At 68.6% G+C, this 25,154-nt stretch carries 28 protein-coding genes; 6 read left to right on the top strand and 22 right to left on the bottom strand.

Annotated features, from left to right (window positions below):
- Window positions 1-16: 16 nt before the first annotated feature.
- From ACSQ9I_RS20800 to ACSQ9I_RS20790, 3 genes are read left to right on the top strand one after another with little or no spacing between them, the layout of a single operon-like run.
- On the top strand, window positions 17-415 hold the full coding sequence (locus tag ACSQ9I_RS20800) for a 6-pyruvoyl trahydropterin synthase family protein (RefSeq protein ID WP_093103061.1): 399 nt from the start codon (window positions 17-19) through the stop codon (window positions 413-415).
- The gene (locus ACSQ9I_RS20795) at window positions 412-1,482 is read left to right on the top strand and encodes a glycosyltransferase family 4 protein (protein WP_436314302.1); all 1,071 of its coding nucleotides are present in this window, start codon (window positions 412-414) and stop codon (window positions 1,480-1,482) included. Before ACSQ9I_RS20800 ends, ACSQ9I_RS20795 begins: the two co-directional genes overlap by 4 nt.
- A complete protein-coding gene (locus ACSQ9I_RS20790) occupies window positions 1,479-2,285 on the top strand; it encodes a methyltransferase domain-containing protein (protein WP_436314301.1) in 807 nt (268 codons plus the stop codon). Before ACSQ9I_RS20795 ends, ACSQ9I_RS20790 begins: the two co-directional genes overlap by 4 nt.
- Window positions 2,286-2,532: 247 nt before the next feature.
- On the opposite strand, the gene ACSQ9I_RS20785 is transcribed toward ACSQ9I_RS20790, so the two are convergent.
- From ACSQ9I_RS20785 to ACSQ9I_RS20760, 6 genes are all read right to left on the bottom strand, one after another.
- Window positions 2,533-3,396 (bottom strand): RibD family protein, encoded by an 864-nt coding sequence (locus ACSQ9I_RS20785; protein ID WP_436314300.1) that lies wholly within the window; start codon window positions 3,394-3,396, stop codon window positions 2,533-2,535.
- A 23-nt stretch (window positions 3,397-3,419) separates the two neighbouring features.
- Window positions 3,420-4,286 (bottom strand): hypothetical protein, encoded by an 867-nt coding sequence (locus ACSQ9I_RS20780; protein WP_436314299.1) that lies wholly within the window; start codon window positions 4,284-4,286, stop codon window positions 3,420-3,422.
- A 29-nt stretch (window positions 4,287-4,315) separates the two neighbouring features.
- Window positions 4,316-4,987: a glutathione S-transferase family protein gene (locus tag ACSQ9I_RS20775; RefSeq protein ID WP_436314298.1), complete on the bottom strand. Its 672-nt coding sequence runs from the start codon at window positions 4,985-4,987 to the stop codon at window positions 4,316-4,318.
- A 32-nt stretch (window positions 4,988-5,019) separates the two neighbouring features.
- Entirely contained in the window at window positions 5,020-5,997 is a 978-nt protein-coding gene (locus ACSQ9I_RS20770; RefSeq protein WP_436314297.1) for a tripartite tricarboxylate transporter substrate binding protein, read from the bottom strand.
- A 25-nt stretch (window positions 5,998-6,022) separates the two neighbouring features.
- The gene (locus ACSQ9I_RS20765) at window positions 6,023-8,017 is read right to left on the bottom strand and encodes an aconitase family protein (protein ID WP_436314296.1); all 1,995 of its coding nucleotides are present in this window, start codon (window positions 8,015-8,017) and stop codon (window positions 6,023-6,025) included.
- A 79-nt stretch (window positions 8,018-8,096) separates the two neighbouring features.
- Entirely contained in the window at window positions 8,097-8,987 is an 891-nt protein-coding gene (locus ACSQ9I_RS20760) for a LysR substrate-binding domain-containing protein (RefSeq protein ID WP_436314295.1), read from the bottom strand.
- Between the two features lie 65 nt (window positions 8,988-9,052).
- Here ACSQ9I_RS20760 and ACSQ9I_RS20755 point away from each other — a divergent pair, with 65 nt between their 5' ends.
- Window positions 9,053-10,282, top strand: a complete 1,230-nt coding sequence (locus tag ACSQ9I_RS20755) for an NAD(P)/FAD-dependent oxidoreductase (RefSeq protein WP_436314294.1) — start codon at window positions 9,053-9,055, stop codon at window positions 10,280-10,282.
- Here ACSQ9I_RS20755 and ACSQ9I_RS20750 read toward each other — a convergent pair whose 3' ends face one another.
- From ACSQ9I_RS20750 to ACSQ9I_RS20730, 5 genes are all read right to left on the bottom strand, one after another.
- On the bottom strand, window positions 10,283-10,504 hold the full coding sequence (locus ACSQ9I_RS20750; RefSeq protein WP_436304778.1) for a hypothetical protein: 222 nt from the start codon (window positions 10,502-10,504) through the stop codon (window positions 10,283-10,285).
- 82 nt (window positions 10,505-10,586) lie between these two features.
- A complete protein-coding gene (locus ACSQ9I_RS20745) occupies window positions 10,587-12,047 on the bottom strand; it encodes an MFS transporter (RefSeq protein WP_436304776.1) in 1,461 nt (486 codons plus the stop codon).
- On the bottom strand, window positions 12,044-12,580 hold the full coding sequence (locus ACSQ9I_RS20740) for an SRPBCC family protein (RefSeq protein WP_436314293.1): 537 nt from the start codon (window positions 12,578-12,580) through the stop codon (window positions 12,044-12,046). Before ACSQ9I_RS20740 ends, ACSQ9I_RS20745 begins: the two co-directional genes overlap by 4 nt.
- Window positions 12,581-12,595: 15 nt before the next feature.
- Window positions 12,596-13,390, bottom strand: a complete 795-nt coding sequence (locus ACSQ9I_RS20735; protein WP_436314292.1) for an SDR family NAD(P)-dependent oxidoreductase — start codon at window positions 13,388-13,390, stop codon at window positions 12,596-12,598.
- A gap of 123 nt (window positions 13,391-13,513) precedes the next feature.
- Window positions 13,514-13,843, bottom strand: a complete 330-nt coding sequence (locus ACSQ9I_RS20730; RefSeq protein ID WP_436314291.1) for a thrombospondin type 3 repeat-containing protein — start codon at window positions 13,841-13,843, stop codon at window positions 13,514-13,516.
- 166 nt (window positions 13,844-14,009) lie between these two features.
- Between ACSQ9I_RS20730 and ACSQ9I_RS20725 the strand changes: the two genes are divergently transcribed.
- Complete coding sequence (locus ACSQ9I_RS20725; protein ID WP_436314290.1) at window positions 14,010-14,198, top strand: hypothetical protein; 189 nt, start codon at window positions 14,010-14,012, stop codon at window positions 14,196-14,198.
- Window positions 14,199-14,310: 112 nt separating this feature from the next.
- Window positions 14,311-15,135 carry an alpha/beta fold hydrolase gene (locus ACSQ9I_RS20720; protein ID WP_436314289.1) on the top strand — a complete coding sequence of 275 codons (825 nt, stop codon included), beginning with the start codon at window positions 14,311-14,313 and terminating at the stop codon, window positions 15,133-15,135.
- On the opposite strand, the gene ACSQ9I_RS20715 is transcribed toward ACSQ9I_RS20720, so the two are convergent.
- From ACSQ9I_RS20715 to ACSQ9I_RS20665, 11 genes are all read right to left on the bottom strand, one after another.
- A complete protein-coding gene (locus ACSQ9I_RS20715) occupies window positions 15,125-15,646 on the bottom strand; it encodes a hypothetical protein (RefSeq protein ID WP_436314288.1) in 522 nt (173 codons plus the stop codon). The genes ACSQ9I_RS20720 and ACSQ9I_RS20715 overlap by 11 nt on opposite strands.
- Window positions 15,647-15,721: 75 nt before the next feature.
- Entirely contained in the window at window positions 15,722-16,069 is a 348-nt protein-coding gene (mnhG, locus tag ACSQ9I_RS20710; RefSeq protein ID WP_436291002.1) for a monovalent cation/H(+) antiporter subunit G, read from the bottom strand.
- A complete protein-coding gene (locus tag ACSQ9I_RS20705) occupies window positions 16,066-16,344 on the bottom strand; it encodes a K+/H+ antiporter subunit F (RefSeq protein ID WP_436314287.1) in 279 nt (92 codons plus the stop codon). The genes mnhG and ACSQ9I_RS20705 overlap by 4 nt, the downstream gene beginning before the upstream one ends.
- A complete protein-coding gene (locus tag ACSQ9I_RS20700; RefSeq protein ID WP_436315792.1) occupies window positions 16,341-16,832 on the bottom strand; it encodes a Na+/H+ antiporter subunit E in 492 nt (163 codons plus the stop codon). The genes ACSQ9I_RS20705 and ACSQ9I_RS20700 overlap by 4 nt, the downstream gene beginning before the upstream one ends.
- Window positions 16,832-18,538, bottom strand: a complete 1,707-nt coding sequence (locus ACSQ9I_RS20695) for a monovalent cation/H+ antiporter subunit D (RefSeq protein WP_436304769.1) — start codon at window positions 18,536-18,538, stop codon at window positions 16,832-16,834. Before ACSQ9I_RS20695 ends, ACSQ9I_RS20700 begins: the two co-directional genes overlap by 1 nt.
- On the bottom strand, window positions 18,535-18,888 hold the full coding sequence (locus tag ACSQ9I_RS20690) for a Na+/H+ antiporter subunit C (RefSeq protein ID WP_436304768.1): 354 nt from the start codon (window positions 18,886-18,888) through the stop codon (window positions 18,535-18,537). Before ACSQ9I_RS20690 ends, ACSQ9I_RS20695 begins: the two co-directional genes overlap by 4 nt.
- Window positions 18,888-21,827, bottom strand: a complete 2,940-nt coding sequence (locus ACSQ9I_RS20685; protein ID WP_436314286.1) for a monovalent cation/H+ antiporter subunit A — start codon at window positions 21,825-21,827, stop codon at window positions 18,888-18,890. The genes ACSQ9I_RS20690 and ACSQ9I_RS20685 overlap by 1 nt, the downstream gene beginning before the upstream one ends.
- A 43-nt stretch (window positions 21,828-21,870) precedes the next feature.
- Window positions 21,871-22,248 (bottom strand): fluoride efflux transporter CrcB, encoded by a 378-nt coding sequence (gene crcB / locus ACSQ9I_RS20680; RefSeq protein WP_436291006.1) that lies wholly within the window; start codon window positions 22,246-22,248, stop codon window positions 21,871-21,873.
- A gap of 5 nt (window positions 22,249-22,253) precedes the next feature.
- Window positions 22,254-23,567 (bottom strand): TRAP transporter large permease, encoded by a 1,314-nt coding sequence (locus ACSQ9I_RS20675; protein WP_093103093.1) that lies wholly within the window; start codon window positions 23,565-23,567, stop codon window positions 22,254-22,256.
- Window positions 23,568-24,101 carry a TRAP transporter small permease gene (locus ACSQ9I_RS20670; RefSeq protein ID WP_436314285.1) on the bottom strand — a complete coding sequence of 178 codons (534 nt, stop codon included), beginning with the start codon at window positions 24,099-24,101 and terminating at the stop codon, window positions 23,568-23,570.
- Window positions 24,102-24,104: 3 nt separating this feature from the next.
- Entirely contained in the window at window positions 24,105-25,073 is a 969-nt protein-coding gene (locus tag ACSQ9I_RS20665; protein ID WP_093103096.1) for a TRAP transporter substrate-binding protein, read from the bottom strand.
- Window positions 25,074-25,154 lie beyond the last annotated feature (81 nt).

The raw sequence follows: 25,154 nt of genomic DNA, 5'->3' as shown, positions 1-25,154 counted from the left end.
CCTGGAAAGACTTCGCATGTACAGCGTCAACGTCCGCGACCATTTCATGATTGCCCACAGCTTTCGCGGCCAGGTCTTCGGCCCCGCGCAGCGCCTGCATGGCGCGACCTATGTGGTGGATCTCGAACTGCGTCGCGCCGAGCTCGATGCCGACGGCGTGGTGGTCGACATCGCGCTCGCCACCGAGGTGCTGCGCAGCGTGCTGGGCGAACTCAACCTGCGCAACCTCGACGACGATCCGGCCTTCGAGGGGCGCAACACCACCACGGAATTCATGGCGCGCGTGATCTTCGATCGCGTTGCCGCGCGCATCGCGGCCGGCGAACTCGGGCCCCACGCAAGCGGCCTCGCGAGCATGCGCGTGAAGTTGAACGAATCGCATGTGGCCTGGGCGGCCTACGAGGGCGCACTTTGACCATCAAGCGCTGCAGCTTCCTGGTGCCGGGAGACTTGAACACCCGCACCGGCGGCTACACCTACGACCGCCGCGTCATCGATGGCCTGCGCGCGCAGCAGTGGGAGGTCGAGGTCCAGACCTTGGGCGAAGGCTATCCGGCGCCCGCTGCGGCAGCGCTCGCGCAGGCCGGCCGCGTGGCCGATGCCTTGCCCGATGGCGCGCTGGCGGTGGTCGACGGCCTCGCCTTCGGCGTGCTGCCCGATCTGGCGCAAAGGCATGCGGAGCGGCTTTGCTGGATCGCGCTGGTGCATCACCCGTTGTCGCTGGAGACCGGCCTCGACGCGGCGCAGCAGCGCGCCTTGTTCGAGAGCGAGCGGCGCGCGCTGGCCAGTGCGCGCGGCGTGATCGTCACCAGCTCTTCCACGGCTCGAGCGCTGGCAGCCTTCGACGTTCCGGATTCGCGCATCGTCGTGGTCGAGCCCGGGACCGAGCCGGCCCCCTTGGCCGCAGGCTCGGGCACCGATGCCTTGTCGCTGCTGTGCGTGGCGACCGTGACGCCGCGCAAGGGGCATGCTCTGCTGATCGAAGCGCTGGCCGGGTTGAAGGACCGGCGCTGGACGCTGCATTGCGCAGGCAGCCTGGTCATGGACGCCGCATGCGCATCGGCATTGATGCAGGCCATCGAACGTCACGGCCTGCGCGAACGCGTGGTGCTGCATGGCGAGCAGGATGAGGCGGGCCTGTGCGCGCTCTATGCGAAGGCCGATGCCTTCGTGCTGCCCTCGTTCCATGAGGGTTACGGCATGGCCCTGGCCGAGGCGCTGGCCTACGGCCTGCCGGTGATCAGCACCCGCGCGGGCGCCATTCCGGACACGGTGCCGGCCGATGCGGGCCTGCTGGTGTCGCCCGGCGACGCGATCGCGCTGCGCGCCGCGTTGCAGCGGCTGATGGACGATGCTGCGTGGCGGGCGCAACTGAAGGCCGGCGCGCAAAGAGCGCGAGGCCGCCTGCCGACATGGCAGCAGAGCGGCGCGCGCTTTGCATCGGTGCTCGCCGATTTCCGGCAGCAGGCAGGAGGCGCATGACAGGCTTCAGCGCCGACTGGCTCGCCCTGCGCGAACCCTTCGACCGCGCGGCGCGCAATGCGTCGGCTGCGCTGCTGGATCTGCACGCGATGGCGGCCCGGCTGCGCGGCGACGACCCGGTCCTGCGCGTGATCGACCTGGGCTGCGGCACCGGCGCCAATCTGCGCGAACTGGCGCCGCGGCTGGGCGGCGCCCAGCAGTGGCTGATGGTCGACCACGACCCGCGCCTGCTGGCGGCGTTGCCGGAATCGCTCGAAGGCCCGGGGTGGCATGCGAAGGCGCGTCCGCTCCGCATCGATCTTGAGGAGGCGCTGGCTGCCGTTCCCTTCGGCGAGGCACGGCTCGTCACGGCCTCGGCGCTGCTGGACCTCGTGTCCGCATCGTGGCTCGACGCGCTATTGAACCATGTGCGAATGGCGAATGCGGCCGTGCTCTTCGCACTGACTGTCGATGGCCGTGTCGCGTGGGCGCCTGGTCTTGCAGGCGACGCGGAGGTCCACGAACTGTTCGCCACCCATCAACGGCGCGACAAGGGATTCGGACCCGCGCTCGGCGGCGAAGCAATTGCGCTGGCGGTCGCCCGCCTCGATGCGATGGGCTACAGCGTCACGCAGGCGCGCAGCGATTGGTGCATCGAGGAGGCGGCGATGCTGCGCGCGATGATCGAAGGCATGGCTCATGCCACGCTGGAACAGGAACCGGCTGCGCACGAGCTCGTCGGCGCATGGAAGGCGCGGCGGTTAGCGCTTGTCGATCGCACCTGCCTGCGCGTGGGGCACGTGGATCTTCTGGCGATGCCTTAGCGAGGTTTTCGTGTCTTGGGTGCCACGAAACCTATGGGGCGCTTGGCTGGCTCGGGTGGTGTCATCAATTCGCGCAGCGCATCGAAAACCTGCCGAAGCTGGTTGCGCGTGTTGCGGCTGAAGGACTCATGCTGCATCGCCACAAGCGCCGTCTTCTTTTCGAGATCGGCCAGCCGCTACTTTGCTACATACAAGGGTTAGGGTGAGGGCTCAGCAACCGGCGCCATCGCCACCACGGCCGCTGCCCTCACCCCTGCCCTCTCCCAGAGGGAGAGGGAGCAAGGCGCAGATCCAGATCCCACATCACATCCGCCCCCATGCGAAAGACGCGGCTTGCGGGACGCGGGCAATCGCGCATCGCCGCGCTTTGCGGCAGCAGCAGCCCGGGACGCCCGCCGCCGATCAGCACCGGCGCGACGCTGAGGTGCAGGCGGTCCATGCACCCCTGCGCGATGAAGCGCGAGACCGTGATACCCCCGCCCTCGACGAACAGCACGCGCTGGCCGCGCTGCTGCAGCGCGGCCAGCAGGGCGCGCAAGTCCATTGCGCCCTTGGCGTCCACCAGGCCCGGCACGCCCAGCACCTGATCGGCACCCACGCGCTGCGCTGCTTCGGCTTCACGTGCCGCGTCGCACACGAGCAGGGTCGGCGCCTGGCGATCGGTGAAGACGCGCAGCGTCGGCGTCAGGCGCAGGGCCGGGTCGAGCACGACGCGCACCGGGTTGTCGCCCGCCACGCGGCGCGTGGTGAGCTGCGGGTTGTCGATGGCCGCGCTGCCGGCGCCCACGATGACCGCATCGCTGAGTGCGCGCAGCCGGTGCAGGTGCAGCAGCACCTGCTCGCCGTTCACGTAGTTGGAGTCGCCGCCCCGCGTGGCGATACAGCCGTCGAGGCTCTGGCCCAACTGGCCGATCACCCAGGGCGTGGCCTCGGCCGTCCGCTCGAGCAGGGGCTGTAGCAGTGCCAGGAGCTCGACAGCTTCGTCGTCCCAATCCTCGCCCGGCACCAGTGGCGTCGCCGGCGGCTCTCCGCTGCGGCGACGCCGGACGATGTCCAGACACAGCGGCCACAGCGCTTCCATGCCGAAGCTGCGGGGTTGGGTCGAGCTCATGAGCGGGCGCGGGTTGCGGGCATTCACCACCTGGGCTTGTAGTAGGGATCGTCCATGTTAGCGGCGGGCCCGTCGACCCTGCCGCCCCAATGCGCCAATGCCAGCGCGGCTGCAACCCACAAGGCGGCCACCGCGGCCACGATCAGCGTTTCGACCCAGGGGCGGCCCTCGCCGCGCCGCAGGCGCCGATGTCCCCATCGCGCCAGCGAGCCGGAGGTGAAGGATGCAGCCAGCAGCAGCAATGCGCCCGGCCGGGCCGGCGTCAGCAATGCCGTGGCCTGTGCCAGCGCCAGCCAGGCCAGCAGCGCGACGACCGCGCCGCTGGCGCCGAAAGCGATGCGCCCCACAGGCCAGAGCCACAGCGCGCAGCCCGCCAGCGCGGCGCCCAGCCCGAGGCTCAGCTCGAACAGCAGGGCAGAGCCGGACATCATCGCGAGCGCCGCGAGCCCGAAGCTCGCGAGCACGAGCATCGCGATCGCATCGGCGCGCCGCGGGGCTTCCTTCAACACGGCGCGGATCACCGCCAGACCCAGCAGCCAGATGCCGATCTTGAGCGGCAGCGGCTGCCAGGCCAGGATCGCCAGCACCAGGGCCCACAGGATGCCGGCTGCCAGCCACTGCACGCGCCGGCCGGCGCGCATGGCTTCGAGGCCGAGGCCAAGCAGCGCAGCAGCCGCATAGACCCACGGCAGCTTCTCGGTCAGCGCGCCCGGCATCAGCCGCCAGCCCAGCACCCACAGCACCGTGCCGACGATCGCCACCGCGACGCCCACTGCGGCCCAGCGCGCGCCCTGGACCGGGCCCAGCACGCCGCGCAGAAACCCCGTCGCCGCGAATGCAATGCAAATCGGCAGCGCCAGGCTCTGGAACAGCGGGTGGTGGAAGTCCATCCCTACGGTTATGCAGGTGCAATGCCGATTCAGTCAACGCTGGCATCTTGGGGCGAAACGCCCTGTGCCAGGGCCGCATCGTGCTGCGCGACGAGGGCGCGCCTGAAGCCGTCGCGCTGCTGCAGGCGTTGCCAGTAGGCGGCAACGGCGGCCGGAAGCTGCGCAACCAGGTCCAGCTTGCTGGCCAGCATCAGCGCATAGCCGACCGAGATGTCGGCGGCGGTGAAGCGTCCCGCGCTGAGGAAGTCTTCCTGCTGCAGCACCGCATCGATGCCGCGCAGCCGTGCCAGGAACCATCGCGTGTAGTCCTCGGCCGCCTGTGGCAGCTTGCGCTCGTCGGGCTCGAAGCGGCCGTAGCGCAGCACGATGGTCTGGGGGAAGGTCAGCGTGGCTTCGCCCTGGTGCAACCCATTGAGCCAGGCGCCGAAGCCGGGCTCGTGGGGGCGAACGGCCAGGCCGTGCAGGTTGTCCGGGTCGAAGCGCTCGGCCAGGTACTGGCAGATCGCGGCTGACTCCGTCATCCGCGTCTCGCCGTCGATGAGGTAGGGGATGGTGCCGAGCGGATTGATCTCGAGGTAGCTGCGCTGCAGCGCGCGCGGCGGGAAGGGCAGCATGCGCAGCTCGTAAGGTGCGCCCAACTCTTCGAGCATCCACAGCGGGCGGAAGGAGCGGGCGCTGACGCAGTGGTAGAGGACGACCATTTGGGCCGACTCTACCCGCGTCCGCAGGCCATTCAATCGAGCGTTGCTCCCGATTGCTTTACCAGCTTCTGGTGCTTGCTCAGCTCGGCCTGGAAGAAGGCCGGCGCCGCGTCGGGGCCGGTGTTCAGCACCATGAGCCCCTGGCCGGCGATCGCGTTCTGCGCCTCGGGCGAGGCCAGCGCGATCTTCATCGCGCCGCTGTAGCCGTCGACGATGTTCTTCGGCAGCTCGGCCGGCCCGATCAGCGCAATCCACGCGTCGAAGCTGTAGCCGGGCACGCCGGCCTCCGCCGCGGTCGGGACCTCGGGCAGCGCGCCGGAACGCGTAGGCGTCGACACGGCCAGCGCGCGCAGCGTGCCGGCCTTGATCTGCGGCGCCACCTGCGACACCGACACGAAGCCCAGCTGCACCTGGCCACCGATCAGGTCGGTGACGAGCGGGCCGGTGCCGCGGTAGGGCACATGCTTCATATCGATGCCGGTCTCGCTGACCAGCAGCTCGCCGGCCAGGTGCAGCGTGCTGCCGTTGCCGGCCGAGCCGAAGTTGAGCGTGCCGGGCTTGGCCTTGGCGAGCGCGATCAGTTCCTTGACGTTCTTCGCCGGTACCGAGGGGTGCACCACCAGCACCAGCGGCACGGTGGCGATCACCGCGATCGGCGTGATGTCCTTCAGCGTGTCGTAGGGCACGGTCTTGTAGATGCCCGGGTTGATCACGTGGTTCGACGAGATCATGCCCAGCGTGAGGCCGTCCTTCGGCGCCCTCACGATCTGCGTGGTGCCTGGGATGCCGCCGGCGCCGGCGATGTTCTCGACCACGACCGGATGGCCCGCGGCCTTGCCGAAGGACGGGCCGATGGCGCGCGCGACCGCGTCCACGGTGGAGCCGGCCGCCAGCGGCACGACCATGCGGATCGGCTTGTCGGAGGCCGGTGCCTGGGCGAGCGCTGCGGTCGCCAAGGCGGCGCCGGTGAGCGATGCCGCGATGCGGCGGATCAGGGGGGCTTTCATCATCGTCACGTGTGTCTCCTTGCTTGTTTCATGGATGCCGGCGTCGCAGTTCCTCGAAGGACAGCAGCTCGCCTGCGATGGCGCTCGCGGCCACGGTCGGCGGGCTCGCGAGCCAGACCTGGCCCGGTCCGCCGCGGCCCGGAAAGTTGCGGTTGATCGCGCTCACGGTGACCTCTTCCTTGCGCACCGAGGTGCCCGGGCCGCAGTTGCCGCAGGCGCCGCACGACGGTTGCAGGATGCGCGCACCGACCCGCTCGAAGGCATCGAGGTAGCCGCGCGCCGCGCAGTGGTCGCGCACCGCGGTCGTGCCGAATTGGAGGTAGAGCGACACGCGATCCGGCACGCGCAGGCCGCGGTCGGCCGCCCAGCGCAGCACCTCGTGATAGTGGTCGAAGTCCTCGCGCTTGCCCGCGGTGCAGGAGCCGCCGTAGGCGATGTCGATGCGCACCGGCTCCTCGAGCGCCGCCAGCGGCAGCCCGTTGCCGGGGTCGCCAGGGCGGGCCACCATCGGCGGCACCGCGGCGCAATCGACGCGGATCGTCTCCGCATAGACCGCGTCCGCGTCGCTGCGCATCCACGGCTCGAGCACGAAGTCGATGCCGCGCCGCTCGCGCAGGAAGCGCACCGTTTCCGCGTCGGGCGCGACGATGCCGGTGAAGCCTCCGAGCTCGGCCGTCATGTTGGTGAGCGTCGCGCGCTCGTCGGTCGACAGCAGCGCGACCACCTCGCCGGTGAATTCGAACACCCGGCCCACGCCGCCGCCGGCGCGGATGCGCGGCTCGGCCAGCAGGTGCAGCACGATGTCCTTGGCGGTCACGCCGGGCCGCAGCGCGCCGTCGAACTCGATGTGCAGCGACTGCGGCACGGTGAGCCGCAGCGCGCCGGTCACGAAGGCATTGGCCATGTCGGTAGTGCCGACGCCGAATGCCACGCAGCCCAGCGCGCCGCTGTGCGGCGTGTGCGAGTCGGTGCCGACCACGACCTGGCCCGGCAGCGCGTAGCGCTCGGCCATCATCGCGTGCGAGATGCCAGCGATGTTGCTGCCGTCGTCGGTGCGCGCCTCCTCCTCGGTCAGGGTGCGGTGCGAGCGCAGGCCGTACGCGGCCGCGAATTCGCGCTGCGCCTCGACCATGCGGTGCACGTTGGGCACCAGGCCGCCGCGCACGTGGGCCGGGCTTTCCCCGACGTAGGAGGTGTGGTCCTCGAACACCACGATCGATGCCGGCTCGTGCAGGTTCAACGGCTTGCGGAAGGTCGCATGCAGCATGTGCGCCGCCATGCCGGTGTAGTACTCGTGGATGAAGCGCCAGTCGGCACGTACGAAGGCGCCGTCGCCGGGCGCCGGGTGCGCCTCGGTGAGCTCGGTCGCGAGCGCATGGCGGGCCACGATCTTCTCGAACAGCGTGCGTGGCCGCTCGGGCGGCGCGCCCTCGGCGCTCCGGATGCGGCACATGAAGTGCTGGCCGAAGCGCAGCAGGCCGCCGCTTTGCAGGATGGCCGCGGCGAGCGCATCGCGGCCGGCGACGAGTTCGGCGAGCGGAATCGCCTCGCCGGCGCGGATGCGTTCGACCAGCCCGAAATCGGTGGAGGTGAAGAGGCCGATGTTGTCGGCGTTCTGGCGGTAGATGCGCTCGAAGCTCTCCCCGATCACGAGCCGCACGCCGGCCAGTTTCTCGGCCGCGGGGCTGTGCTCGCGCGACGAGCCCTTGCCGTAGCGCCTGCCCGCGACCACTACCTCGATGCCGCCCGCGCGGACCGCATCGGTGCCGACGGGCAGGCGGTCACCGGTCTTGAAGCCGGTGTAGGGGTAGCGGCCGAGCTTGTCGTCGTAGTGGGTGAGGATGGGCAGCGGCGTGATCTCGTCGGTCGAGATGTCGTCGCGCAAGGGCATGGCTTCCGCCAGTGCCGGCGTTTCGCCGCGCAGGCATTGTTCGACGACTTCGGGTGAGCTGCTCAAGAAGAGCAGCCTGGGCGCGAAGCGAAGCGCCGGAAGATCGTCGGAAGCTGGCGCAAGGGCTGGCATGCCTGATCTTCGCGTCAGGCCCTCGGGCCGAAAAGCGCCAAGGCGGCACAGGGGCTCTCGCGAAATGCGAGATGGGGACTTACCCGCGCAGCGCGTCGATCAATGCCGCGACCGAGCGCGGCCTTGGCGTCTTGCGCAGCGCATAGAGATGCAGCTCGCGCGCCGCCCACGCCTCGTCGAGCGGCCGGCGCACGAAGCGCGGGCTGCCGGCATAGGCCGCGGCGGCGCTTTGCGGAACCACCGCAATGCCCAGGCCCGCCTCGACCATGCGGCAGACCGCATCGAAGCTGCTGACCGACACGGTGGGCGCAAAGGGTTTTTTCTGCAGCGCCTGGGCACGTTCGTGCAGGGAGCGGTCGAGCGCGCCGCCCTGGTGGACGCCGATCAGCGGATGGTCCAGCAGCTCGGCGAAGCCGACGGCCTTTCGTTTGGCCAGCGCATGGCCGGCGGGCAGCACCACCTGCAGCGGATCGGTCGCGAAGCGCCAGGCATCGATCCCGGCGGGTACCGGCGCCTCCACGCCCACGCCGACGTCGGCACGGTCGTCGAGGCAGGCACGGATGACGTCGCGCGTGTCTTCTTCATGCAGCGAGATCTGGACGCGCGGATACCGGGCCATGAAGGCCTGCAGACGTTCGGGCAGGAAGCCGATCACGGCCGACATGTTGGCGTAGAGCCTGACCGTGCCGCGCACTTCGTCACCCTCGATTTGCACCTCGCGCACCAGCGACTGCAGGTCGTTGTCGATCTGCTGCCCGCGCTCGAGCACGAGGCGGCCCGCATCGGTGAGCGCGATGCCGCGCGGCGAGCGCACGAAAAGGGCAGTGCCGAAGGCGTGCTCGAGATCGGCGATGCGCCGGCTCAGCGCCGAGGGCGCGATGTGCTCGAGCGCCGCGCCGCGCACGATGGAGCCGGCGCGCGCCGTCGAGACGAAGAGTCGCAGGCTGTAGGCATCGATGCGGCGGGTCATGCCGCGCATCCTAAGGGCGCGGCGCGCCGAGCGAGAATCTGCAGGCATCAACGAAAAAGCCAACCATGCATTCAAGCAGAGACATCGTGATCATCGGCGGCGGCCATGCCGCGGCACAGCTGTGCGCCGGCTTGGCGGAGGCGGGGCAGGGCGCCCGCGTGCACCTGGTGTGCGAAGAGAGCTCGATCCCCTATCACCGGCCGCCGCTGTCCAAGACCTTCCTCAAGAGTCCGGACGAGGCGCCGCAGCTCCACCGCGCCGAGGCGTGGTATGCCGAGGCCGGGATCACGATGCACCTGGGCGACCCGGCGCTTGTGATCGATCGCGCGGCGCGCACCGTCACGCTGCGTTCAGGCACCGTGCTCGGCTGGGAGCGGCTGGTGCTCGCGACCGGCACCCGCGCACGACGGTTGCCGGCGCTGGTGGGGCTGGAGAACGTCGCGCTGCTGCGTGCCGCCGACGAGGCCGCGCAGCTGCGCTCGATGCTGATGGCGGCGCAGCACGTCACGGTGCTCGGCGGCGGGTTCATCGGCCTCGAAGTGGCGGCGACGGCGCTGGCGCTCGGCAAGCGCGTGAGCGTTCTGGAAAGCGCGCCGCGGCTCTTGAGCCGGGCCGTGTCGCCCGCCTTGTCCGAGCATGTGCTCGCGACCCATCGCGCCGCGGGCATGGACATCCGCACCGGCGTGCAATGCGGCGCCTGGCAGACCGAGGGCCGGCGTCTCGCGGCGATCGAGCTCGACGGCGTGGCGCAGCCGGTCGACCTGATGCTGCTCGGCATCGGCGCCGTGCCCGAGACCGCGCTCGCGCAGGCCGCCGGGCTGGAGTGCGCCGATGGCATCGTGGTCGACGCCTACATGCAGACCAGCGACGAGGCCGTGCTCGCGGTCGGCGACTGCACGCGCTTTCCGGATCGGCGCGCAGGCCAGGCCTTGCGGCTGGAGTCGGTGCAGAACGCCAATGACCAGGCGCGCACGGCCGTCGCCACCCTGACCGGCGCGGCCCGTCCGCACGACGCTGTGCCGTGGTTCTGGTCGGATCAGGGCAGCCTGCGCTTGCAGATGGCCGGGCTGGTCCCCGCCGAAGGCACGGCCGGCGCGAGCATGGTGCGGCGCCCGGGCGCCAATCCGGCTTCGTTCTCGCTGCTGCACTACGTGGACGGCGTGCTGCGCTGCGTCGAGTCGGTCAATGCGCCGGTAGACCACATGATGAGCCGCAAGCTGCTGGAAGCCGGACGCAGCCCGGACCCGGCGGTTGCGGCAGACTCCGCCGTGCCCCTGAAGACGCACCTGGCCTGATCAGTTCGTCATGCTGCGGCGCCGCGGGGGCGCAGCGCTCCTGCGCAGCTCGGCATCCATCACGCGGGTTCCGGCCGCTAGCGCGGCCTCGTAAGTGTCGGCGTCGTATTCCGCCGATTTCAGAACCTTCCGCGGCGCGCCGTCGGTGTCGGTTTCGAGCAGCGTCCAGACGAAGGATCCGGGCGCCGGCTCATCGATGGTGAGTTTGATCGGATTTTTCATGGCCCACTCATCCTGGGCGCCGAGGTCTTCGATTTCTGTAGGCGAAGACCGATCGTCGCGCCGGTTACATCGACTGGCGGTTCTAGCTGGTGCGTGCGGCGCCGACCGGCTCTTTTTCCTCTTCGGTTTCGGGCGACAGCGATCCGGCACGCAGCAGCAAGGCGCCGAGCAAGGCCGCCGCGGCCGCGAAGACGGCGCCGACGATGAAGGCCACGTGATAGCCGCCATTGAGCGCGGCCAGCGCATGCGCCCCGGAGCCCGTGAGGCGGTCGGTGCGCGCCGAGGCAAGGCTCGCGAGCACCGCGAGGCCCAATGCGCCGCCCATCATGAAAGCCGTGTTGACGATGCCCGAAGCCAGGCCCGATTCGCTCGGCGCGACATCGCTCATCGCGACCAGCAGCATCGGGTTGAGCGCGATGCCGGCGCCGAGGCCGAGCAGCGTCATGCCTGGCATCACGTCGAGCAGGAAGCTGCCGTCCACCGGCGCGCGCGCGAACAGCGCCAGTCCCGCGGCCGCCAGCAGCAGCCCGAACGCGAGCGGCCCGCGGTTGCCGAAGCGCATCACCAGCTTGGCCGAGAGGCCGAGCGAGAAGACCGCCATGATGAGGTTGGCCGGCAGGAAGGCGAGGCCGACCTGCATCGGGCTGTAGCCCAGCACCAGCTGCAGGTAGAGCGCCGAGATGAAGAACCACGCGAACATCGCGGCGGCCCACAGCACGCCCATCACGTTGGCGACGGCCACGTTGCGCAGGCGGAACAGGCGCAGCGGCATCAGCGGATGGCGCACGCGCGCCTCGATGGCGATGAAGACCGCCAGCAATGCCGCCGCGATGCCGAGCAGGCCCAGCGTCTGCGTCGAAGTCCAGCCGATCTCGTTGCCGTTGACGATTGCATACACCGCCAGCATCAATGAAAGCGTGACGGTCACCGCGCCGCCGACGTCGAGCTTCTCGCCGGCCGCATGCCCGGGCAGGTGCGGCAGCAGTGCGAGGCACAGCGCATAGACCGCCACACCGATCGGCAGGTTGACGAGAAAGATCCAGTGCCAGCTGAGGGCGTCGGTCAGGAGGCCGCCCAGCAGCACGCCGATGCTGCCGCCGCCGGCGCACACGAAGCCGTAGACGCCCATCGCCTTGGCGCGTTCGGCCGGTTCGGTGAACAGGTTCATGATCAGCGAGAGCGCGACCGCCGAGACCACCGCGCCGCCCAGGCCCTGCACCGCGCGCGCGGCGACCAGCAGGGCTTGCGAGTTCGAGAGACCGCAGGCCAGCGAGGCGACGGTGAACAGCGTGATGCCGAGCAGGAACAGCCGCCGATGCCCGAACAGGTCGCCCAGCCGGCCGCCCAAGAGCAGGAAGCCGCCAAAGGTGAGCATGTAGGCGTTCACCACCCAGACCAGCGAGGTCTCGGTGAAACCGAGGTCGGTGCGGATCGAGGGCAGCGCCACGTTCACGATCGTGGTGTCCAGCACGATCATCAGGACGCCGAGGCAAAGGACCATGAGCGCCAGCCAGCGCCGGCGACCTTCGATGTGCTGGCTCATCCTTGCTTCTCCGCGGCCGTCTTGAGGTTGCCGAGGCCGGTCTCGAAGTCCTTGCCGACCATCGTGTCCATGTCGAAGAACACCTGCATGAGCTTCGCCATGTAGGGATTGGGCCCGTACATCGCCCAGGTCAGCTTGGTGGCATCGCCCTCGGGCTGCATCGTGAATTCGGCGGTGTTGTGGGACTCGAAGGGCTTGCTGAAGTCGAGCTGGATCTTGACGCGTGACGCCGGCGCGACGACCTCCGTGATCTCCATGCGTCCGGCGCCGGCCTTGCCTTCGCCTTCCCATGCGTACACGGCGCCCTTGCCGCTGGGCGGGCCGCTCAAGGTTCTTTTCATTTCCGGCTCCAGGTTCTCGTAGGGCGACCAGGCGCGCCAATTGCGGAAGTCGCTGATGAGGGGAAGGATTTTTCCCGGCGGCGCCTTGATGGTGGTGCTGCGCTCGACGCGGAAGGTGTCGGGCTTGGTGGCCGCCCACCCGAGCAATGCGGCCAACAGGACGACGATGGCGATGACGATGGTCTTGAGCATGAAAAAAATCTCCGTTCAATCGACGAGAAAGCCGCAGCTGAGGTTGGCGACGGTGCCGGTGATGGCGCCGGCGTAGCCGGAGGCCAGGAACACCGCCGTGTTCGCCACCTCGTCCAGCGTCGGCAGACGTTTCAGCAACGTGCCGGTGGCCGCGCCTGCGAGCATCTGGTCGATGCTGAGGCCGGCGCGTTCGGCCAGCGGACGGAACACCTCACGCGTGTGCGAAGTCGCCACCGCCTCGGGAATCGCATGGGGCCGCATGCAGACGACGCGGATGCCCTGCGCGCCGAGCTCGCCGGCCAAGTGGCGGGACATCGCCTCGACCGCTGCGCTCGCCACGCAGTTTCCCATGTAGCCGGGCCCCGGCAGGCGGGCGCCTGGCGTCGAGAGGGTGAGGATCACGCCCGAACCCTTCTTCGCCATGTGCCGCGCCACGGCCTGCGCGGTGATGAAGTTGCTGCGCGTGTAGATGGTGATCGGGTATTCGTAGTCCTGCAGCGACAGGTCTGCGAAGGGCGTGCCCTGGACGTGTGCAACGCCGATGGCATTCAATGCGATGTCGATGCCGCCGGCCTTCTGCGCCACGGCATCGGCATGCCGGTCGACCGCTTGCGCATCGAGGGCATCGACCACCGCGCTTTCGGCCGTGCCGCCCGCGGCCTCGATGTCCGCTGCGACGGCTTCGAGGCGGGCCAGCGTGCGGCCGGCGAGAAACACCTTGGCGCCTTCTCGGGCGAAGGCGCGTGCGACGGCACCGCCGACGGCGCCCCCGGCGCCGTGGATCACTGCAGTCTTGTCGGCGAGCAGCATGCGTATCTCCTCGGGTTTGTGTACACCATCCACAAACCTTAGCAGAGATACTGGACGGTGTCCACATGCACCGTCTACGAGTATTCGGAACGCCGTCGAGCGCCGTCGCCGGCGCGAGGCTACCTAGTAGCGATAGGGGTTGTTCGGGCGGCGGTCGTAGCGATTGGGCACGCCGTCACCGTCGCGATCGCGGTCGTAGCGGTTCGGTACGCCGTCGCGGTCGTTGTCCCCCCAGCCGCGGCGGCGGGAATCCCAGCGATCGTCGCCGTGCCAGCGCTGCTGCGGCTGGCCGTAATAGGGCTGCCCGTAGTAAACCTGCGGCGGCGGAGGCGGCGCCGGAACCACGATCACGCGGTGCGGATAGCGCTCGCCGTATTCAGCATGGGCCGGAGCCGTGATCGCGCCGAGCGACAGCAGGGCGGCGGCGCCAAGAGTGAAAGTAATCTTTCTCATGCGAGCTCCTTGTGCTTGGAAGGAGCCTTCATCGTGCTCCTGCCATGTGAAGTAGGCGTAAGGCACAAGCGAAATCTTGTATAGCCGTGTGTCGCCCCGGTGTTGTCCCTGCCAGGCTTAACGCCGGCTCCGCAAGTTTTGCTTACATGTAGTTATAATGTATTACATGAACACCGAGCGCGACAACTTCCACGACTGGGCACGAGACAAGCCGGACACCTCGTTCGACACGCTCGCGCGACCCGACCTGGACGATGCCCCGGAGTACCGTGCCGTGCGTTGGGGCCGGCTCGTGGTTCTGGCGCTGCTGGGGGTGGCGCTCATCGTCGGCTTCAAGTGGCTCGCGGGACTTTGACTTTAAGTCTCCCCAAAGTCATAGAGCGGCATTACTCTTCCTGCGGTTCTTCCGAACCCTATCGGCGTCTACGCTTGGCAAGGCGTCGCATCACAACCGCGGAGAGCAAACCATGAGCAACACCATCACCGTCCAAGACGGCACGCAGATCTACTACAAGGACTGGGGCACGGGCCAGCCGGTCGTTTTTTCGCACGGCTGGCCGCTGACGGCCGACGCCTGGGACGCCCAGATGGTGTTCCTCGGCGAGCGCGGCTTTCGCGTCATCGCTCACGACCGGCGCGGCCACGGCCGCTCCAGCCAACCCTGGAACGGCAACGACATGGACACCTACGCCGACGACCTGGCCGAGCTGATGAACAAGCTCGACATCAAGGACGCGGTGATGGTGGGCCATTCCACCGGCGGCGGCGAGGTGACGCGCTACATCGGCCGCCACGGCACGAAGCGCGTCGCCAAGGCCGTGCTGCTGGGCGCCGTGCCGCCGCTGATGCTGAAGACGGCGGCCAATCCGGGCGGCCTGCCGCTCGAGGTCTTCGACGGCATCCGCGCCGGCGTCACGGCCGACCGCTCGCAGTTCTTCAAGGACCTGACCGCACCTTTCTACGGCGCCAACCGGCCCAACGCCAAGGTCTCGCAGGGCTTGCGAGATTCGTTCTGGCTGCAGGGCATGATGGGCGGGCACAAGGGCCTGCTGGATTGCATCAAGCAGTTCTCGGAAACCGACTTCACCGAAGACCTCAAGAAGATCGACGTGCCGACCCTGATCGCGCATGGCGACGACGACCAGATCGTGCCGATCGGCGCCTCGGCCATGCTGTCGTCCAAGCTGGTCAAGGGCTCGACGCTGAAGATCTACCCGGGCCTTTCGCACGGCCTGGCCAGCACGCACGCCGAGCAGTTCAACGCCGACCTGCTGGCTTTCATCAAGGGCTGAGCTCTCCGGTAGCTGCGACCGCCAGTCGGTTCGCGGCACGCAGGCGGCGCACCTGCAGGAAGGCGCCGATCAGGAACAGGATGAAGATCGGGCCGATGACCTTCTGCAGGCCGGGATCGTCGGCGTTGGCGAACACCGGAGATCCCAGCGGCACGCGCGTGAAGGTCTCGGTCACGCCGGGAATCATGTGGAAGAAGAAGGTGAGCGAATAGCTCACCACTTCCACATAGGCCGACGCCTTGCCGAAGGCACGCGAGCGGCCGGCCAGTACCGCAATGCCCAGCACCACGAGCGTGGCGATGCCCAGCACATGCGGCTTGCCGAAGCCGCCGTGCTGGAAGATGCCGAAGCCGGTCAGGCAGGTCAGGACGGTGGTCCACAGGTAGACCTGCCCCGCGCGGGTCGCCAGGGTGATTTGCTTGTAGCGGAAGAAGGCCACGATGCCCGCGGCGACCGCGAGGAGGCTGATGGCGGTGTGCACGACACCGAGCTGCGTGAGGCCGTAGAACATGACGCGCTCCTGGGATTGAGTCCCGCGAGCGTAGCGATTAAGCCGTCCGAAGCCCAGCCCCTTGATGGAATGGCGCTAGGTGGGCGGCGGAATGTCGCCGCCCTTCTGGCGCTCGCGGAACAGCGCGGCGCGCATCAGGAAGATGGTCGTGACCGGCGCCGTGAGGGCGACGAAGAGCGCGATCAGCACCGCGTGCAGGAACAGGTTTGCGCCCTGCACGGAGAAGTAAATGATGGTGGCCAGCGTGATGCACCACACGCCGAGCGTCGCACCGAGCGTGGGCGCATGGATGCGGTGAAAGAAGGTTGGCAGCCGCACCAGCCCGAAGGAGCCGATAGCGGCAAAGGCGGCGCCCAGCACGGTGAATACCGCGGCCAGGATCTCGGCCCAAAGCGGCAGCGGGCCCACGATGAAGTCGCTCATTCGATCACCTCGCCGCGCAGCAGGAACTTCGCGAGCGCGGTCGAGCCGACGAAGCCGAACAGCGCGATCAGCATCGCCGCCTCGAAGTAGACATTGCTCGCATAGACGATGCCGAGCACCAGCATCATCAGCATGCCGTTGACGTAGAGGCAGTCGAGCGCCATCACGCGGTCTTGCGCGGTGGGGCCGACGAGCAGGCGCGCCAGTGCGCACAGCATGGCCACCGCAAGCAGCAGCAGCGCCAGCTTGAGGGCCCAGAAGAGCACGGGGGTCATGATTCGAAGATCTCCATCAGCGGGCGCTCGTAGCGCGCCTTGATCGTGGCGACGAAGGCTGCTTCGTCCTCGACGTCGAACGCGTGGATCAGGAGCGTGGAGCGGTCGAGCGAGATCTCGCCCCAGGCCGTGCCCGGCGTGAGGCACAGGATCATCGCCAGCACCGCCAGCGCATTGGGATCGCGCAGTTGGAGCGGCACGCGCACGAAGCGTGGCGACATGCCGCTGCCGCGCCGCGTGAGCAGCAGCCGGGCCACGGTCAGGGCCGAATGGACGAGGTCCAGCGCGACGACGCCGGCGAGCCGCAGCACCAGCCCCGGACGGCGCATGCGCACCGTGGCGGGCCTGAGGCTCTGGGTCAGGATCGGGACCGCGATCGCGAGGATGGCCGCCAGCAGCAGCGTCGCTGCATCGAGCGACTGGTTCAGCAGCAGCCACACGACGAAGAGTGCCAGCGACAGCGGCGGCGAGGGAAGCCAGCGTTTGATCATCGTGCGCTGCCTCCTGCTTGCGTGGTGGGGCCCGGGAGCTGCCGCGCGCCGAGCACGGCCTCGCGGTAGGCGGCGGGCGAACGCAGGCCTTCGGCCGTGGCGGCGGCGTGCCGCATCACCGGCTCGGCCGCGAGCGTCAGCGCGAGGCAGGCCGCCAGCAGCGCCGCCACCGGCAGCACTTCGACCGCAGGCAGCGAAGGCAGGGTGGCGTGCGGCTGGGTCCAGAAGTGGCGAATGCCGGTGCGGCTCAGGGCGATCAGCGAAAGAAAACCCGAGACGATCAAGAGCGCGATGAAGGCCCAGCCCGCCGGCGTGATGCCTTGTTCCGCGCCGAGCAGGCCCGAGAGCATCGCGAACTTGCCGACGAAACCCGACAGCGGCGGCAGTCCTGCCAGCAGCAGCGTGCAGCCGACGAAGCCGAGGCCGAGGAAGGCGATGCCGGCCGGAATGGCGCGCCCGTAAAGCGCTTGCGCATCGTCGTCGAGATTCACGTCGTCCAGGCGACTCAAGTCTTCCGAGAGAAAGGGTGCATCGCCGGCCGCCTCGTGCGGCGCGACGCTCATGCCTGCATTGCGCCAGCGCTCGATCATGTCGATCAGGAGAAAGAAGGCGCTGGCCGCCAGCGTGGACGTCAGCAGGTAGTAGAGCGCACCCGCCCACACCGCCGGCTGCCCGAGTCCGATGGCGGCCAGCAGCGTGCCGGCGGAGATCAGCACGCTGAAGCCGGCAAGGTTGGACAGCCGCTGGGTGCCGACGATGCCGAGTGCACCGACGAACAGCGTGGCCAGCCCGGTCGCGACCAGCACGGCCTGCCCGAACTGCGCCGAAGCACCGGTGTCGGGCGCGAACAGCACGGTCCAGAGCCTGAGCACCGTGTAGACGCCGAGCTTGGTGAGGAGCGCGAACACCGCACCGACCGGCGACACGGCGGCGCTGTAGGCCGGCACCAGCCAGAAGTTGAGCGGCCAGGCCCCGGCCTTGGCGAAGAAGGCGGTCGCGAGGATGGCCGCGGCCGCATGCACCAGGCCGCGATCGGCCGGCGCGAGCTGCGCAATGCGCATGCCGAGGTCGGCCATGTTGAGGGTGCCGGTCACGCCGTAGAGCAGCGCTGCGCCCACGAGGAACAGCGACGAGGCCGCGAGGTTGATGGCCACGTAGTGCAGGCCGGCCTGCACGCGCAGCCGGCCGGAGCCGTGCAGCAGCAAACCGTAGGAGGCGGCGAGCATCACTTCGAAGAAGACGAAGAGGTTGAACAGGTCGCCGGTCAGGAAAGCACCGTTGAGTCCCATGAGCTGCAGCTGCAGCAGCGGATGGAAGTGCACGCCGGCCCGGTCCCAGCGCGAGGTCGAGTAGATCGAGGCGGCGAAGGCGACGACGCCGGTGAGCGCCACCATCATCGTCGAGAGCCGATCGGCCACCAGCACGATGCCGAAGGGTGCACGCCAGTTGCCCGGCAGGTAGACGCCGATCGAGCCTGCGCCGCTGCCGGTGTCGGCGGCGTTGACCCAGCGAAGCAAGGCCAGCGCGGCCAGGAGGCCGACCAGGCCGGAGACCACGCTCAGGAAAGACTTGGTGCGCCGGCGCTGTTCGCCCAGGAGCAGCATCAGCGCGGCCGTGAACAGGGGCAGCAGGATCGGCACCGCCACGAGATGCGGCATGCCGAGCTCGAGCAGGTGGTCGAGGAAGCGGAAGAGGCCTGTCATTCCTGCGGCTCCTTGCGCTCTTCGCCGTCCACGTGGTCGGTGCCGCTGAGCCCGCGCGAGGCCAGCAGCACGACCAGGAACAGCGCGGTCATCGCGAAGCCGATCACGATCGCGGTGAGCACCAGCGCCTGCGGCATCGGATCGGCGGTGTTGGCCAGCGTGGCGGCGAAGCCCGGGATCAGCACCGGTTCGCTATCGATCTTGACGCGGCCCATGCTGAAGATGAACAGGTTCACCGCATAGGAGATCAGCGTGAGGCCCATGATCACCTGGAAGGTGCGCGGGCGCAGCAGCAAGTAGACGCCGGAGCCGGCGAGTACACCGATGGCGATGGCGAGCACGGCCTCCATCAGGCGGCGCCTTTCGCATCGGCCGCGGCGCGCTCGGCTTCTTTGTCGGCTTGTTCGTCAGCCCAGCGGTGACTGCGGATGGACTGATGGGCCAGCGCGGTGAGGATCAGCATGGTCGCGCCCAGCACCAGCGCGAACACGCCGATGTCGAAGAACAATGCGCTCGGCACGTGCACCTCGCCGAGCACCGGCAGGTGCAGGTGCGCGGTGTGCGTGGTGAGGAAGGGATAGCCGAACAGCACCGCGCCCGAGCCGGTGGCCAGCGCGAGCAGCAGGCCGATCGCGATCCAGCGCCGCGGGTAGATGCGCAGGTGTTCTTCCACCCACTCGGCGCCGGAGACGATGAACTGCAGCACCAGCGCCACCGACATCACCAGCCCGGCGACGAAGCCGCCACCCGGCTGGTTGTGACCGCGCATGAAGAAGTAGATCGACACCAGCACCGAGAGCGGCAGCAGGAAGCGCACGAGCACGGCCGGCACCATGAGGTAGCCGACGGCGGTGTCCTGGGCACGGCGCGGGTTCAGCAGGTCGCTGCTGCCGTCGTCGGTCTGCGCGCGCTGCTGCGCGGGCAGGGCCATGGACTCGGGCGCGGGCCGGAAGCGGCGCAGCAGTGCATAGACGGCGAGGGCGACGATGCCGAGCACTGCGATCTCGCCGAAGGTGTCGAAGCCGCGGAAGTCAACCAGCATCACGTTGACCACGTTGGTGCCGCCGCCCTCGGGCAGGGCGCGCTCGAGGAAGAAGGGCGAAATGCTTTGGGGGAAGGGGCGCGTCATCACGGTCCAGGCCAGCGCGGCCATGCCGCATCCGGACAGTGCCGCAATAGTCAAGTCGCGCCCGCGCCGCCCCCAGAGCCGGATTCGCACCAGTGCGGGCTGCGGCTTGGCGGTGCGCATCGGCAGCCAGCGCAGGCCCAACAGGATCAGCACCACGGTCACGGTCTCCACCACCAGCTGCGTGAGCGCGAGGTCGGGCGCCGAGAACCAGATGTAGGTGGTGCAGCACACCAGGCCCGCGCCCGAGGCCAGCATCAGCGAGGCCAGCCGGTGGAACTTGGCCTGCCAGGCGGCGGCCAGCGCGCAGATGCCGCCGATGACCCAGGTCATCGCGAACATGGTCGAGAAGGGCAGCAGTTCGCGCGTTCCGCGCTCGGCAGGCGTGAGCCACAGCGAGGCCGCCGCGCCGGCGACGGCGACGACGACCAGCAGCAGCAACTGCATTTGCAGCCGCCGCGTGCCGAAGAGGCGCCGGCTGCGCCGGCCGGCTTCGCTGAGGCGCGCGAGCAGGTTCTCGAACATGCGCTGGCCGTCGAAGCGATGCAGCAGCGGCGTGTACTCGAGATCGCCGCGGGCGCGTCCGCGCCGCTGCAGCATGTAGAGTCCCGCGCCGCCCGCGAGCGCGACGAAGCTCATCAGGAGCGGCGTGTTGAAGCCGTGCCACACGGCCAGGCTGTATTCGGGCAGCACGCCGCCGACCACCGGCGTCGCTGCCGCGGCGAGGAAGGCGCCCACCGACCAGGCCGGCGCCACGCCGACCACGAGGCAGGTCAGCACCAGCAGTTCGACCGGCACGCGCATCCAGTGCGGCGGTTCGTGCGGCTGCTTCGGCACGTCGGGGCCGGGGGACGGGCCGAAGAACACGTCGAACACGAAGCGCGCCGAATAGGCCACGCTGAACACGCCGGCCAGCGTCGCGATGACCGGCAGGCTCAAGTTGACCCAGGGGGTGGCCCGGATGAACACGGTCTCGGCGAAGAACATCTCCTTGGAGAGGAAGCCGTTGAGCAGCGGCACGCCGGCCATCGAGGCGCTGGCGATGATCGCCAGCGTGCCGGTGATGGGCATCAGCCGGAGCAGGCCGCTCAGCTTGCGGATGTCGCGCGTGCCGCTCTCGTGGTCGATGATGCCGGCCGCCATGAAGAGCGAGGCCTTGAAGGTCGCGTGGTTCATGACGTGGAACACGGCCGCGACGGCGGCCAGCGGGCTGTTGAGTCCGAGCAGCAGCGTGATGAGCCCGAGGTGCGAGATGGTCGAGTAAGCGAGCAGCGCCTTGAGGTCGCGCTGGAACATCGCGACATAGCCACCCAAGAGCAGCGTGGCGGCGCCCGCACCGCTCACGAGCCAGAACCAGGCCTCGGTGCCGGAGAGCACCGGCCACAGCCGCGCCATCAGGAACACGCCCAGCTTCACCATGGTGGCCGAGTGCAGGTAGGCGGAAACGGGCGTGGGCGCCGCCATCGCGCGCGGCAGCCAGAAGTGGAAAGGGAATTGCGCGCTCTTGGTGAAGGCGCCGAGCAGCACCAGCACCAGCACCAGCGGATAGAGCCGGTGCGCACGAATCTCCTCGCCCGAGGCCAGCACCACGTCGAGTTCGTAGCTGCCGACGATGCGGCCCAGCACCAGCACGCCCGCGAGCAGGCACAGGCCGCCCGCGCCCGTGACCGTGAGCGCCATGCGCGCGCCGCGCCGCGCGTCGCGCCGGTGGTGCCAGTAGCCGATGAGCAGGAAGGAGAACAGGCTGGTGAGCTCCCAGAACAGCACCATCTGGATCAGGTTGCCCGAAAGCACCACGCCGACCATCGCGCCCATGAAGGCGAGGAAGAAGGCGAAGAAGCGCGGCACCGGGTCCGAAGGCGACATGTAGTACCGCGCGTAGAGCACGACCAGCGTGCCGATGCCGAGCACCAGCATGCAGAACAGCCAGGCGAAGCCGTCCATGCGGAACACGAGGTTGAGGCCGAGCGCGGGCAGCCACGCGATCTCCTCGCGGATCACATTGCCGTCGGCGAGTTGCGGGAAGAGCCATGCAGCCTGCACCGCGCAACCCAGCGCGACCAGGCCCGCCAGCGTCGACTCCCGGTTGCGTGCATCCGACGGCAGCAAGGCCGCGAGCACGCTGGCAACAAAGGGCAGTGCGACGAGGAGGACAAGGGGCATCGCGATCGATTCTATCGAGCGCCCCTCGGAGAAAGCCCTCGAATCAGCCGGCGAACTGCTGCACCGTGCGAATGCCCATCCAGGTGAGGACCAGCGAGCCGCAGACATGCAGCGCCGCCGTGCCGAAGGCCAGCGCGAGCCGGTCCTGCATCAGCATCGCGATCACCTCGGCGGAGAAGCTGGAGAAGGTGGTGAGCCCGCCGAGAAAGCCGGTGATCAGCAGCAGGCGCCAGACCGGGTCGAGTTGCGGTATGGCCTGGAACATGGCGACCGCAACGCCGACCAGATAGCCGCCGATGAGGTTGGAGGCAAGCGTGCCGTAGGGAATCGACGCGCCGGGGGTGCTGAGCCAGAGCCCCAGCCCCCAGCGTGCCAGTGCGCCCAGCGAGGCGCCGACGCAGATCGCGAACACCGGCAGCACGGCGCCTACTTCTCGACGCCCATCACCGCGTTGGGCAACACGGTCACGATGCCCGGGAACAGCGTGATCAGCGCGATGCACAGCACCAGGCAGAAGAAGAAGGGGATCGCGGCCTTGGCGATCACGTTGCTGTCCTTGCCGGTCATGTTCTGCAGCACGAACAGGTTGAAGCCCACCGGCGGCGTGACCTCCGCGATCTCGACCAAGAGCACCACGAAGATGCCGAACCAGACGAGGTCGAAGCCGGCCTTCTGCACCATGGGCAGCACCACGGCGGCCGTGAGCACGATCATGCTGATGCCGTCGAGCGCGGTGCCCAGCACCAGGTACACCACCACCAGCGCGCCGATCAACGCATAGGGCGAGAGGTGCATGCCGTCCACCCACTCGGCCAGCTGCATCGGGATGCCGGTGAAGGCCATGGTCTTGGTGAGGAAGGCGGCGCCGGCCAGGATGAACATGATCATGCAGCTGGTGCGCGTGGCGCCCATGATCCCGTCCTTGAAGTTCTGCCAGGTAAGGCTCTTGCCCCACGCCGCGATGGCCAGCGAACCCAGCACGCCGAAGGCCGCGCACTCGGTGGCCGTGGCCCAGCCCGCGACCAGCACCCATACGATGAAGACGATCAGCAATCCGCAGGGAATCAGGTTGCCCGAGAGGCGGATCTTTTCCCTGAAGCCGGTCGGCGGATCGGCCGGCGGCACCTTGTCGGGGTTGCGCAGGCTCCACCAGCCGATGTAGCCCGAGAACAGCAGCATCAACAGGAAGCCCGGCAGGAAGCCGGCCAGGAAGATGCGGATGATCGAGGCGTCGGCCGCCACCGCATAGACCACCATGGTGATCGAGGGCGGGATCAGGATGCCGAGCGTGCCGGCGGTCGCGAGCGAGCCGATGGCCAGCTTCTCGTTGTAGCCGCGGCGCTTGAGTTCCGGCAGCGCGACCTTGGCGATGGTCGCGCAGGTCGCGGCCGACGAACCCGAGACCGAGCCGAACACGCCGCAGCCGAGGATGGTGGTGTGCATCAAGCGGCCCGGCACGCGGTTGAGCCAGGGGCGCAGGCCTTCGAACATCTCTTCGCTGAGCTTGGTGCGAAACAGGATCTCGCCCATCCAGATGAAGAGCGGCAGCGCCGCGAGCTCCCAGCTGGCATTGCTTTCCCAGAAGGCCGAGAACAGGTTCTTGCCGGGCAGCGTGTTGGTGAAGAAGGCCTGGCCGACCCAGCCGACGATGGCCAGCGTCATCGCGATCCAGACGCCGCCGGCCAGGAGCAGCAGCATGATGGCGAGCAGCAGCGCGCCCATGAGGAGGGTATCGAGCATCTAGATATCCGAGGAGAAGTCGCCGGCCGCGTGCCGTTCTTCGACTGCGCGCTGGTAGCTCGGCTTCTCGCCGCGCACCACGCCGACCAGTTCGTCGATCATCGCGACGAGCAGCAGCCAGCAGCCGATCACGAAGGTCGATTGCGGAATCCAGATCGGGATGACCAGGAGGCCGGTCGCCATCTCGGCGAATTCGTAGCTCTCCCAGGTGAAGCTGGTGGCCCAGTAGGTGAGGTAGGTCACCGAGACCGCGGCGATCAGCAAACACGTGACGTCGAGCACGCGCCGCATCTTGAGCGGCACGGCATCGAGCAGCAGCGTCACGCGCACGAAGTCGCCGTGGCGGAAGGCATGGGCCATCGCGAAGAAGGAGGCCGCGGCGCAGAGCCAGGACACCGCATCGTTGAGCCCGCTCACATGCCAGTTCATCTGGCGGCCGACGCCGGCCACGACCATCAGCACGAAGATCAGGAACACGCAGAACGCGCCGAGCGCACCTGCGCCGCCGTACAGACGATCGAGGAATCGGCGCATGTCTTATTTCTTCTTGTAGGCGTCGACGATCGCTTGGCCATCGGCGCCGGTGGCCTTGAGCCAGTCGGCCTGCATGATGCCGCCGACCTGGCGCATGTCGGCATCGAGCTTGGGCGAAGGCTTGTGGATCTTCATGCCGCGCTCGGCCAGCAGGCGCTTGTATTCGTCGTTCTTTTCCTGGGCGACCTTCCAGCCGCGTGCCTCGGCGTCGGCCGCGACCTTGGTCACTGCGGCCTTGGTGGCGGGGTCGAGCGCGTCGAAGGCCTTGGCATTGACCAGGATCGCGTTCTTCGGGATCCAGGCCTGCGTGTCGTAGAAGTTCTTGATGTGCTCGTAGGTCTTGGTGTCGTAGCCGGTCGAGCCGGAACTCATGTAGCTTTCGATCACGCCCGTGGCCATCGCCGCGCTCAGCTCAGCCTGCTGGATCTGCACCGGCTGCGCGCCGATCAGTTCGGCGATCTTGGCCGTGGCGGGGCTGTAGGCGCGCCACTTGATGCCGCGCAGGTCGGCGACGGAGCCGATTTCCTTCTTCACGTAGATGCCCTGAGGTGCCCATGGCACCATGAACAGCACCTTGATGCCCTGTGCGGCCAGCAGCTTCTCCATGGCGGGCTTGGAAGCCTCGTAGAGTTTCTTCGCTTCGGGATAGGTGGTCGCAAGGAAGGGCACGCCGTCGAGCGCGTAGATCGGGTTCTCGTTGGCGAAATTGGCCAGCAGGATCTCGCCGGCCTGGGCCTGGCCGCTTTGCACGGCGCGCTTGATTTCGGGCGCCTTGAACAGCGATGCGTTCGCATGCACGGTGATCTTGAGCTTGCCGCCGGTGGCGGCGTCGACGTCCTTCGCGAACTGCGTGATGTTCTCGGTGTGGTAGTTGGTGGCCGGGTAGGCGGTGGGCAGGTCCCACTTGGTTTGCGCCAACGCTGCTGCGCCGAGGGTCAGGCCAGCGAGGGCAATGCCGAACTTGTGATTCATGGGCTCTCCAGAACGTACGAAAGTAAAAAGGCGACGGGGAGCATACGTGCAAATATCGGGCCATCGCGTGGGGCTTTCCCC

The organism is Variovorax sp. LjRoot84, from assembly GCF_964254305.1.
GTDB lineage: Bacteria > Pseudomonadota > Gammaproteobacteria > Burkholderiales > Burkholderiaceae_C > Variovorax.
This window is presented reverse-complemented; position numbering and strand designations above follow the sequence as displayed.